Source organism: Flavobacterium ajazii (assembly GCF_010614725.1).
Classification (GTDB): Bacteria; Bacteroidota; Bacteroidia; order Flavobacteriales; family Flavobacteriaceae; genus Flavobacterium; species Flavobacterium ajazii.
This window is the reverse complement of sequence record NZ_JAAEHL010000007.1, coordinates 308,918-320,916: the sequence shown is the minus strand read 5'-3', so window position 1 is coordinate 320,916 and position 11,999 is coordinate 308,918. Positions and strand designations below refer to the sequence as shown.

Below are 11,999 nucleotides of genomic sequence, written 5' to 3'. Positions count from 1 at the left end.
TTAGATATAGTTTGAAATTTATTTTAAAATCAGGTCAATTTTGTCTAATTCTTCTTTGCTGAAAGTGGTGTTTTCCAAAGCTCTGACCGAATCTGTAATCTGCTCAGGTTTGCTCGAACCGATTAATACCGAAGTGACTCTTTGATCGCGTAAAATCCAGGCCAGTGCCATTTGGGCTAATTTTTGACCTCTCTCTTCTGCAATAGTATTTAATGCTTTGATTTTGTTTACGGTTTCTGGAGTGATATGGTCTGCTTTTAAAAATTGCCCACTGGTAACGACTCTTGAATCTGCCGGAATTCCGTTTAAATATTTATCGGTCAGTAATCCCTGAGCCAATGGTGAAAACGGAATGCAGCCGACTTGTTCTTTTCCTAATAAATCCAAAAGCCCGTCTTCTACCCAACGCTCAAACATCGAATATTTTGGTTGATGAATCAGACACGGAGTTCCCATTTCTTTTAATAATTTAAATGCTTTTTCGGCTTCGGCAGGGCGGTAGTTTGAAATCCCAACGTAAAGAGCTTTTCCCTGTTGCACGATTAAATTCAGTGCTGCCATAGTTTCTTCAAGAGGTGTTTCAGGATCTGGTCTGTGATGGTAAAAAATATCCACATAGTCTAAATCCATTCTTTTTAAACTCTGATCTAAACTGGAAACCAGATATTTTTTGGAACCCCAGTCTCCATAAGGACCGTCCCACATGGTATAGCCTGCTTTAGAAGAAATAATCATTTCATCTCTGTGGTTTTTAAAATCCAGTTTTAAAATTTTCCCCATACACTCTTCTGCTGATCCGGGAGGCGGGCCATAATTATTCGCCAGATCAAAATGGGTAATTCCGGTGTCAAAAGCAGTTTTGATCAGGTTTCGGCTGTTTTCAAAATCACTGTTAAGTCCGAAGTTGTGCCAAAGGCCTAATGAAAAAGCAGAAAGTTTAAGTCCTGAGTTTCCACATCTGCGATATTCCATTTGTTCATATCGGTTTGCTGCTGGTTGGTAAGTCATTTTTTAGTTATTTTTCGTAATCGTTTACGGAGGTTATTAAAATTTTTTTAGTTCTTTTTTGAAGATTCTCGTGTTATTAGCAGCGGAATCAAAACCCGTTTTTGATAATTAGTTTTTTCTCCTTTTTTCGAAATTAATTCATAAATAAGGTTGAATGCTTCCTCACCCATCTGAACCGTTTTTTGATCAACAGTGGAGAGGGAAGGGGTAATATGTTCACCAAATAAATCATTACAAAAACCAATTACGCCAAATTGTTCCGGGACTTTTATGTTTTTGCTTTTCAGCTCTTTTAAAGCGCCCAAAGCAGTAAAATCTTCTACAGCAAAAATAGCGTCGGGTTTGTTTTCCAGATTCAGAAAGTATTCAACACCTTTTCTGCCTGCTTCGATACTGATGTCGCCATTGTAAATTAAGTTATTTTCAAAGTCTATATTGTGTTGTTTTAGCGCAGCTTTATATCCCCGAATTCTTTCTGTAAATGCTTTGATATGAAGAGGTCCTGAAATATGGGCAATTCTTTTATAGCCTGATTTTATTAAGGATTCCGTAGCCATAAAACCGCCCAGATAGTCATCAATACAGACAGAAGAGATTCCTAAAGTATCATTCGTTCTGTCAAAAAAAGCAATCGGAATGTTCTTTTCTTTTGCCGATTCGAAATGTGAAAAATCGGTGGTGTTTTTAGAAATTGAAGCCAGAATTCCATCAACTCTTGCACCGATAAAGGTGTCGATTCCTTTTTTTTCAAATTCTTCCGATTCATTGGACTGGTAAATAAGGACATCATAACCATGCTGACTGGCAAGGTTTGAAATGCCGTGGATCACTGATCCGAAGAATAAATGTTCGGCTGTCGGAATCAATACGCCTATCAGTTTTGTTTTTCCGGAACGCAGGGAAGAAGCCATTTTGTTTGGTCTGTAATCCATTCGTTCCGCTACAGACTTCACTTTTTTCTTGGTACTGGCACTTATTTCAGGATGGTTGCTCAGCGCACGGGAAACTGTAGCTGGAGCAATACCTAATTCTTTCGCAATATCGCTAATCGTAACTTTTGTTTTCATTTTTTCGTAATCGTTTACGAAAATAAAAATATTCTTTTAAAGTATTGAAATTGAAGAGTAATATTTTTTGATTTTAAAAGGATTACAAGTTTTTAGCAACAAAATTTTCGCAATAATCTTTGATTTGTTGACGTACTAGAGCAAACTGTTCTTTAATTTCTTCGTCTGTTCCTTTTGCTTTTGCCGGATCCGGAAAATTGTAATGAAATTTTTGAGCTTTTGCCGGAAAGAATGGGCAGCGTTCTTTGGCGTTATCGCAAACCGTAATTACAATATTAAAATTTATATTTCGATACTCATCAATGTGGTTTGATGTGTGGTTTGAGATGTCAATTCCGTCTTCTTTCATTGTTGCGATCGCCTTCGGATTTACGCCGTGTGTTTCTACACCGGCGCTGTAAATTTCGGCTTTTTGGCCTGCAAAGTGCCTTAAATATCCTTCCGCAATTTGGCTTCTGCAGCTATTTCCTGTGCAGAGGACTAATATATTTTTTGTCATATTTTAAACGAATAACCAAATGATATTGATGATACAAAACTTAGGATCAAATCCGAAGATGAATTGAAGCACAATAACAGATGTTGTGATGATAATGGGTTTCTTGTATCTTATAAAGTTTTCTTTCATGCTAACAACAGCCTGAATTCGGTGTACAAACAGAGCTGCCTGCAGATAATTCAGATAAACTTTTTTTTTGTTTTTCCTGAGGAATTCCGCAATTGTCTTGTGCTAAGCAAGCTGTTGTTTTACTTTTCAGGACAAATGTTTTTCCGTTGAATTCTAAATCATACCTTCCGATAGTATCATTTTGATATTCCACTTCGACTTCAAAATCTTCAATGCCTAATTTGTCTTCAGAAAGTTTGATGATGTTAAGCAATTTGTTAGGTTTTAAACGATGTTCAAAATCGTTTGCATCCCAAAGTTGAAAATTCACCATTTTTTCGGTGCGGATTATACCGCCGCAGTCAATGAAGTTTCTGGTAATTTGTCCTACTTCTGTAACGTGAAAATGTTCGGGTACATAAGTTCCATTTTCTAATTGAAATTCAACATTTTCTAATGTTGGTAAAATCTGTTTTACATCTGATAATTTCATGATTTTCTGTTTATTTGTTAAATGCAATATTACGATGATGCTGGTAAAAAAATGCTTAGCAGCATTTCGATTTAGAAACCGTTTGTATGATTTTCAAAAAATAAGTATTTAGGATTTCAATTGTTTTTTCATCAATACAGTAGCAAATGGAGTTTCCTTCAATACTTCCTTTTATAATCCCTGCGTTTTTAAGTTCTTTTAAATGTTGTGAAACTGTGGGTTGCGCCAAAGGAAGTTCGTTTACAATATCACCGCATATACATTCATTTACTTTCATTAAATACTCAATAATTGCAATTCGTGCAGGATGACCCAGTGCTTTTGCAATCGTAGCAATCTGGTTTTGCTTATCCGTAAAATGTTCGGTTTTTGTTGCTCCCATTTTTTAAATTAATTTATTGCAATATTACGATATTGTTTTTTGTTTCACAAGAAATTGCTTTTTTATGAAAACATTTCTATAAATTTCAAGCGTGTCAGGTGAAATTAGATTGAGAAAAATGATTAGATGAGAAAATAGATTTAAAATATAGAATTGGAAGTAAAATCGCTGTTTTTAATTTTATCCAAGAGATTAAGATATTAACACTGTATTTTTTTAATTGCTAAATCTCTACCAGTTAAATAGTGTTAAACTATTTAGTATGGCTGTTTTCTTAATTAGAATGATTATATTTGGATATTATTAACCGGTTCTACGGATATAATTCGATCATTTATCGATTTTCAGAAGCTTATACACGAGGTATAAACGTTTTGCAGATTTTTAAATTCTTGTGTTATGTTTTACCATAAAAAAGAGTAATTATGGCTTCAGAGAATAACAAATTTCTAAAATCTATTTATTTGGCTGATGATGATGAAGATGACAGGATGCTTTTTATTGAAGCTATTCAGGAAGTTGATCAGTCAATAGCTGTTACAGAGGCAAAGGACGGGCAGCAACTGCTTGATATTTTAAACTCTGATTCGTTAAATCTTCCCGAGATTATTTTTCTGGATATAAACATGCCTGGCAAAGGAGGTTTTGAATGTCTTCAGGAAATCAGAAACAGCAATACAGATCTGAAAAGTGTAAATATTATCATGCTTTCTACCAGCAGCAGCTCATTGAGTATTGATAAGGCTTTCGAACTTGGAGCTTCGTTTTATGCAGTGAAACCAAGCACTTTTGACGGCTTGAAAAAGCTTATCAAAAAAACACTCGAAATGAATCTGATTTCAGTAGATCAACATTCCGGAAAAGTACTATTGGCTTGATTTTCTAGAAAAAAATAGTGACGAGAGTTTTTTTAACTTTTTACCAAACGAAATCAAAAGATTATAGGCTGGATAAATAGTTTGTCAGGCTAAGCGGAGTCGAAGCTCCTTAGAGTTAATAAGGCTTCTACTTCGCTGAGCCTGATACTTATTTTAATTTAACCCAACGGGGGTAAAGTATTTAATTAGAAGCACTTTTCAAAGTCCACAAAGAACCATTTTTGGTAGTCATTTTTTCTAATTTTCCGCTTATGGCAAGATCATTTAAAACTTTTTCACTTTCTGTTCTTGATGTTCCTGATAGTTCTGAGAATTCTTTTGCGGTAAGCGAATTGTATTTTAAGAATAATGTTTCCCAGTTTTTATCGTATGCTGTTTTAAGGGCTTTCGGATACAATTTTAATATCGCAGTTTCATAAAACGGATAAGGTTTTGAGCCGTAAACTACTTCTTTTTCACCATTATCATTCACAAAAAATAAGGTAGGAAAACCTCTTACTCCAAATTCTCTGGCAAGTTTTAAATCCTGTTCAAATAATTGTTTAGCCTGACCATCAAAATCAGCTTTTAATTGGTTTACATCCAATCCTGTTTTTTTAGCGGCTGTGGCAATATGGTCCCATTTGGTAATGTTCTTTTTTTCCATAAAAACCATTTCTCTTACGGCTCTTAAAAACAATATGGATTTTTCATGGTTTTGAAGTTCAGCAGCCTTAAAAGCGATGGATGGAGGATAAGAAGAATGCAATGGATCTTCCAGCCAGACATCACCGTCAATTGGCATATCATAATAAAGACTTGCTTCGTCCCAATGATGCGCCACGTCAGATGGTTTGCTGATACCTCCGCTGTTGTAACTCCAGTCCGGCAGCAGTCCGCCCATGTGATACTCAATTTCAATATGGCTGCCATATTCCAGTTTTAATTTTCTAAGTTGCGGTTCGATTCCCCAGCAGGAAGAGCAGATTGGATCTGTGAAGTAAATTACTTTTAGCGGTTTTTTGTCTGTTTTCTGAATAGCAAAATCTGATTTTACAGCAGTATCCGGAATACCACAGATTCCTTCTGCAGGATCACACAGTAACGGATTATTGTTTGTTGTTTCGTTTGTCATTTTAATGTGTTTTTTAGTATTGTCTTTCTGGCCTGTACAATTGTAAATAGAAGCAAGCAAAAACAGGAAGAGGGTTAGTTTACTTTTATTCATTTCGAAAAAATATAATGCAAAGCTAAACTGTAGTAAGTTTATAATTGCTATTAGTTTCCTTTTGGAAACTGCTTTCCTTTTGGAAACCATTTTTGGAATGTATAATTTTGCAGCATAATTTTAATGAACATTATTAGAATGAAAAAAGAGCCAATTCTCAATAATTCAGCTATTTGCAAAGGAAGAATTTTAGCAATCAAAGACACGATGGAGCTTCTATCCGGTAAATGGAAGTTTCATATTCTGGGTACACTTCTGCAAGGCGATAAGCTTCGGTTTATGGATTTGCTAAGAGAAGTTGACGGTATCGGGGCAAAAATGCTCTCGAAAGAATTACAGGATATGGAAATGAACCATTTAATTAGCCGTACTGTGCTCAATACAAAGCCGGTAACAGTAGAGTACGAAATGACAGATTATGGAAAAACCCTGGCTCCAATTATTGACGAAATTGCCAAATGGGGTACAGCGTACAGGAATGCGCTTCATAACGAATCTGGAAATCAATAGATTCCGTATATAAACGTATATTATTACCACTCACGGATGATTTTGAATTATTTGATAAAAAAATAGTAGTTTAGAACACGATTTAAGAGCGTAAGATTAGTACTAATATTCTTTTTTTATAATAATTTAAATCTTCTTTTTTTACTATTTATTAAATATCGGCCATTTTAGATTGTATTTTTTGATAGTATTCAAAGAAATTTGATGGATATTTGAAGATAACCTAAATTTATATAGTTTTGTTTTTTTACAATTAATTAGCGTTTAGTTTTTATTTTGGAAATAAATATCGCCTTAGAAGAACTCCAAAAACAAAATAAAACCGTTTATAAAAATGTCTTTAATCATTTTTATAAAGGGCTGGTTCTGTATGCTAACAATTTTCTGTTTGATCAGCAGGCGAGTGAAGATGTAGTACAGGAAGTATTTATTGCATTATGGGAAAACGCAAAAGACATTGAAATTAAAACTTCGTTAAAAGCCTATTTGTTTGCAATGGTTCGTAACCGATGCATCAATTACCTAAAAGCGGTCAAAGTCACAGACGATTTGAATTTAATAGATTTAAACTCTATGCTTATTCTGGATGAAGATCTGGATTTGATTTCTGATGAAGAAAAAAACATCCTATACAATCAGATTTTAAAAATCATTGCCACTTTTCCTGAAAGTATGCAGCAGGTTTTTAAATTAAAATTTATTGAAAACTACAGTTATAATGAAATCGCTGATGAGCTGGGCATTTCTGTCAATACGGTAAAGACTCAGCTTCAAAGAGCTAAAACTAAAATCGGTCAGTCTTTGGTTGTGATTTTGGCATTGCTTTCAATTAAACAGTAAGAAAATTATTCCTCTTTATAGGAAATTTAATTTTTTCTTTATTTTTTCTTAAACTTTTGTCACCCATTTATAGAATCCGATTGTCTTAGTTATAAATTACATCAGGTAATTGTTAATTTAAACGAATTCTCAAAATGGAATTTAATCTGATCATAAAGAAAATCAACGATACTCTCAGCCCCGAAGAAGAATCAGTTTTTGCTGCATGGTACAATGAGTCTGACTCAAACAGGGAATATTTTGAAAGAGTACAAAAAAACTATCAAACCGATCTTCAGCCTCAGGAAATCGATCTTGACAGAGCATGGAAAAATATTAATGAAATTATTACTCCTCAAACACGCATAAGACCTTACTACAAATATGCCATTGCAGCAGCTGTAATTTTATTTATCGGAATTGGATATTTTACCCAAACTAAAACAACAATCCAAAATGCAGTTCCTGTAACTGATAACGGAGTTGTTGAAAAAGAAAAAAAGAACAGTAATGATATTATACTGACATTGGCTGATGGTTCAAAAGTAGTTTTGAACGACCAGAAAAATGGTGTTGTAGCCAATCAGCAAAATGTTGTTATTACCAAAGATAAAGACGGACAGATTCGTTATGAAGAAAATGGTCAGCACGACAGAAAAGCGGCTTATAATACATTGATTACTCCAAACGGAAGAACGTTTCAGATTGCACTTCCGGACGGAACAAACGTCTGGATGAACGCCGGCTCATCATTAAAATACCCAACTTATTTTGAAGGAACAGAAAGAACAGTGGTGTTAACCGGTGAAGCTTATTTTGAAGTGGCTCATAATGCAAAAATGCCTTTTAAAGTATTTTCGAATAATCAGGAAGTTGAGGTTTTGGGAACACATTTCAATGTTAGAGCTTATGAAAATGAGCCGGTTTTAAAAACTACTTTACTGGAAGGAAAAATTAAAATTACCGAAGGAAGCAATTCATCACTGGTAAAACCGGGACAGCAGGTTGTGGTTTCTCCTGATAAACATTCGATGCGTACCAAAGAAGTCAATACAGAATTGGCTGTAGCCTGGAAAAACAGATTGTTCTATTTTGAAAATGCCAGATATGATGAAATCATGCGTGAAATCGAAAGATGGTACGATGTTGATGTGATTTATAAAGGCAAAATTCCGGATGAGCGTTTTGAAGGTGCGATCCAAAAAGACCTAAAATTAAATCAGGTATTAAAAATGCTTGAAAGCAAAGATATTCACTTTAAAATTTCAGGAAAGGAGGTGATTGTGACACAGTAAGAATGTGAAACAAGAACCGCTAAATAAAAAATACCCAAAGCGTTCCCGCGCCCTGGGTATTTACAGCGAAGTTCTTAATAAAATTTTTAACCGATCCTATTATTAACCAGCCGATTCAAAAGTAATGAAATTTTTTACTAATCAAAAATTAAGTCACGATCAGAATTATGCCAGTAAGGCAAAGTTCAGGTCAAAAACAACAGATAATTTGAAAAAATTATACCTTATATTATTTATGCTTTTTGCGTTTACAGCTGTAGCGCAAAATAGTAAAACGGTAACCATTGAGGGAACCAGTCTTACGTTTAAAAAAGTATTTGATAATATTACAAAACAGACAGGTTATGTGTTCTTTTATAATGTCAAAATTTTAGAGAATGCCAAACCTGTAAATTTAAATATTCAGAGAAAATCTGTTTCGGAAGCCTTAGGGATTCTTTTTGCCGGACAGCCTTTTAGTTTTACCATTCAGGACAAAACAATTGTGGTAACGTCTGCCAGTTCAGATGATAAAGCAGCAATAACAACAGGTTCTATAGATGTAAAAGGAAAGGTGATTAACTCTAAAAATGAGCCTTACCCGGGTGTAAACGTTTGGGTTGTAGGTACCAGAATTGGGGCAGTAACCGACTTTGACGGAAGTTTTGTTTTACACAACGTACCGTCAAATGCTGTTATCGAAACTTCAGGGTTAACTATTGAAACGACAAAAGTAAACCTTGACGGTCGGTCCAGTGTAACAGTAATAGCTAACGAGAAAATCTCGGTAATGAGCGAAATTGTTGTAAACAACGGTTACCAGAAAATTGCGAAAACACGTTCTACAGGTTCTGTGTCTACGATTACAGCAAAAGAACTGGAGAAAATCCCGGTATCAAACGTAATGCACCAGCTGGAAGGTCAGGTTGCGGGTTTGGCAATCGACGTAATGGATTCTGATAATACGTTTGTTTACGGAAATTTATACGGCGATGCGGCGGGGATTTCAAGCTATAACTTCAGAATCAGAGGCCAGTCTACATATGCTACGAGTGGTGCCAATGATATGCCATTGATTATTTTAGACGGCACTCCGACTGAATTGGATATTAGAACCCTGAATCCAAAAGACATCGAAAAAATTACCTTTTTGAAAGATGCTGCAGCGGCTTCTATTTACGGTGCAAGATCTGCCAATGGGGTTATGGTAATCGAAACTAAAAAAGGAAAGAGAGGAAAAACAAGATTCAGTGCTTCTCAAAATTACGGAATCGCCAATAAAGCTTCTTTGTCAGGTTTGCCTTTAATGAATTCTTCTCAGGTTTTAAATTTAGAGCAGGAATTGGTTGATAAAGGAATTATTACCGACCCTGCAGCTGCAACAAGTCTTTATTATTCGACACCAATCAGTCAGGGAGTTGAATATATGTTTCAGGAAAAAAGAGGCACGATTACAACTGCAGAAAAAAATGCGCAGTTGGATATTTTAAGAGGAAGAAATAATTACGACCAGATCAGCAAATATTTTATGCGTCCATCTGAGACCAAAAGTTATGACTTTTCATTCAGCGGAGGAGAAAATGATTATACCTATTTTACTTCAGCTTCTTTCTCTAACGAAAAAACACAAACTCTTGGTACAGGAGGAAAACGTATGACTTTTACAGTAAACCAGGATTTTAAACTGCTTGATTATTTAAAAGTAAATACAAGTTTGAAAGGATCTTTTTTCAATTTTGATCAAAATGGTCTTGGGTTATCTCCTTTGGCGTCTTCATTAACTTCTTTTTTACCTTACGATCAGATTGTGGATGAAAACGGAAATTCTGTATCGTATTACAGACGTTTTTACAGTGCAGACAGTGAAAGACTTCAAAGTCAGGGATATCTGCCATGGACTTACAATTATATGGATGAGCAAAATTACGGAGGCACTGGCAGTAAAGAACAAAATTACTCCGCTAATATTTCTGTTACAGCGCCACTATTTAAAGGTTTAGATGCAGTTGCAACTTATTTTATAGAACATTCTAATGCTGACAGCAGAAAATTTAATGATCCAGACAGCTATTTTGTCAGGGATTTTATCAATAGCTATACTTCTGTTAATGGTTCAGGAGAATTGGTATATGGAGTCCCTGTTGGAGGAATCGACCAAAGCACAAGATATCAGAAAGATAGTTATACGGGAAGAGGACAGTTGGTCTACAATAATCTTTTAGCAGAAAAACACGCTATCGACGTACTTGGAGGTATTGAGTTTAGGGAAACTAAAGAAATGCAGGAAGGAGGAACATTATACGGTTATAATGAAAACTCTCAGACTTCCATAGATCTTCCTTCCAATACGCCTAATACAATTTATGGTTATGCACAAACTATTGGTTACAATAATACCTTAAAAAGCCAGACTCGTCGTTTTTTATCTTACTACGGAAATGCTTCTTATACGTATGCTGACCGATATACCGTTTCAGGAAGTGCCCGTTTAGATGATTACAACAACTTTGGGGTTGATAAAAGATACAGAAGAACACCTTTGTGGTCAACAGGTTTTAAATGGAATATCATTAAAGAGGATTTCATGAAAGGTGTTAAGGCAATTGATAATTTAAGTTTCAGGGCGAGTTATGGTTACAACGGAAACATTAGTTTGACCACATTCCCTTTTACGAATATATCTTTGGCAGATGTTGATACTTTTTCGCAACAGCCATATGCTTTTGTTTCAGCAGCTGCTAATCCTTCTTTAAGATGGGAAAAAACAGGAATCATGAACTTTGGTCTTGATTTTAGTGTTCTTAATTATCGTTTAAACGGAACTGTAGAATATTACCAAAAAGACAGCAGGGATTTAATTCAGGATTTTCCGGTTTCACCGTTTTATGGAATCCCAAATAACACTTTAGTAAGAAATACATCAACGCTGAAAAGCCATGGTATCGATTTAAATTTAACAGGAGTATTAGTTAAATCGAAAGATTTTGGATTGGATATGACTTTAGTAACATCATACAATACCAATGAAGTTACAGATTCAAGATATACCAATTATTCGCTATATCTAAATGGAACAGGAAGTACACCTCCAATTGTAGGTTATGGGGTCAACAGTATTTTTGCCTTTAGAAATGCAGGATTAAATTCCTCAGGATCTGTTCAGGTGTATGACAAAGACGGTAACATTGTACAATCGAATACGGCTTTGAAAGACATCGAAGACATGAAATATATGGGAACTTCTACACCAAAATACTACGGAAGTTTAAGTGCTAATGTTACGTATAAAAAATTATCTCTTTACTTATTAGCGACTTACAAATTAGATTATGTATTGTTTAAACCGGCATTCAACAGTTATGTTACCAGATATGGAACTTTTGGCGCATACGATTTAAATGCAGAAATTGATCAGAGATGGAGAAATCCGGGAGATGAGGCTACAACAAATGTTCCGGGTGTAAGAGGAATGGGAGGTTACAGCTATGCACGTTATGTATTTAGTGATAATCGTGTGATTGACGGAGATCATATTCGTTTTAAAGAAGTTTCATTAAAATATGATTTGACTAATTTATTTGCAAATACTTTTATTGATAGTGCATCTTTAACCTGTTCGGCCAGAAATCTTGGAATTATCTGGAGAAAAAACAATGATAATTTAGATCCTGATTTCCTTCCTTACACAGGTAAAACGATGAAGTTACCGCCAACGGCATTGTATTCAGTAGGATTCAATTTTAATTTTTAAAAG

11 protein-coding genes are annotated in these 11,999 nt (G+C 34.9%); 5 read left to right on the top strand and 6 right to left on the bottom strand.

All coding sequences use genetic code 11. The features are described from left to right. Positions 1–18: 18 nt before the first annotated feature. The 5 genes from mgrA to GWR14_RS14810 form a co-directional block, all read right to left on the bottom strand. On the bottom strand, positions 19–1,008 hold the full coding sequence (gene mgrA / locus GWR14_RS14830) for an L-glyceraldehyde 3-phosphate reductase (RefSeq protein WP_163409851.1): 990 nt from the start codon (positions 1,006–1,008) through the stop codon (positions 19–21). 47 nt (positions 1,009–1,055) lie between these two features. Continuing rightward, complete coding sequence (locus GWR14_RS14825; RefSeq protein WP_163409850.1) at positions 1,056–2,075, bottom strand: LacI family DNA-binding transcriptional regulator; 1,020 nt, start codon at positions 2,073–2,075, stop codon at positions 1,056–1,058. A gap of 82 nt (positions 2,076–2,157) precedes the next feature. Then, positions 2,158–2,574 carry an arsenate reductase ArsC gene (locus GWR14_RS14820; protein ID WP_163409849.1) on the bottom strand — a complete coding sequence of 139 codons (417 nt, stop codon included), beginning with the start codon at positions 2,572–2,574 and terminating at the stop codon, positions 2,158–2,160. Between the two features lie 130 nt (positions 2,575–2,704). After that, positions 2,705–3,175, bottom strand: a complete 471-nt coding sequence (locus GWR14_RS14815) for a DUF6428 family protein (RefSeq protein WP_163409848.1) — start codon at positions 3,173–3,175, stop codon at positions 2,705–2,707. A gap of 55 nt (positions 3,176–3,230) precedes the next feature. Further along, positions 3,231–3,557, bottom strand: a complete 327-nt coding sequence (locus GWR14_RS14810; RefSeq protein WP_163409847.1) for an ArsR/SmtB family transcription factor — start codon at positions 3,555–3,557, stop codon at positions 3,231–3,233. Positions 3,558–3,982: 425 nt separating this feature from the next. Between GWR14_RS14810 and GWR14_RS14805 the strand changes: the two genes are divergently transcribed. After that, entirely contained in the window at positions 3,983–4,435 is a 453-nt protein-coding gene (locus GWR14_RS14805) for a response regulator (protein ID WP_163409846.1), read from the top strand. A gap of 181 nt (positions 4,436–4,616) precedes the next feature. Here the strand turns inward: GWR14_RS14805 and GWR14_RS14800 are convergent, their stop codons facing one another. Further along, positions 4,617–5,549, bottom strand: coding sequence for a ClpXP adapter SpxH family protein (locus GWR14_RS14800; RefSeq protein ID WP_163409845.1), 933 nt, complete (start codon positions 5,547–5,549; stop codon positions 4,617–4,619). A gap of 231 nt (positions 5,550–5,780) precedes the next feature. Between GWR14_RS14800 and GWR14_RS14795 the strand changes: the two genes are divergently transcribed. From GWR14_RS14795 to GWR14_RS14780, 4 genes are all read left to right on the top strand, one after another. Then, the gene (locus GWR14_RS14795; protein ID WP_163409844.1) at positions 5,781–6,152 is read left to right on the top strand and encodes a winged helix-turn-helix transcriptional regulator; all 372 of its coding nucleotides are present in this window, start codon (positions 5,781–5,783) and stop codon (positions 6,150–6,152) included. 276 nt (positions 6,153–6,428) lie between these two features. After that, positions 6,429–6,992 carry an RNA polymerase sigma factor gene (locus tag GWR14_RS14790; protein ID WP_163409843.1) on the top strand — a complete coding sequence of 188 codons (564 nt, stop codon included), beginning with the start codon at positions 6,429–6,431 and terminating at the stop codon, positions 6,990–6,992. A 134-nt stretch (positions 6,993–7,126) separates the two neighbouring features. Next, positions 7,127–8,266, top strand: coding sequence for a FecR family protein (locus GWR14_RS14785; RefSeq protein WP_163409842.1), 1,140 nt, complete (start codon positions 7,127–7,129; stop codon positions 8,264–8,266). A 124-nt stretch (positions 8,267–8,390) separates the two neighbouring features. Further along, positions 8,391–11,996 carry a SusC/RagA family TonB-linked outer membrane protein gene (locus tag GWR14_RS14780; protein WP_163409841.1) on the top strand — a complete coding sequence of 1,202 codons (3,606 nt, stop codon included), beginning with the start codon at positions 8,391–8,393 and terminating at the stop codon, positions 11,994–11,996. The last annotated feature ends 3 nt before the right edge of the window (positions 11,997–11,999 follow it).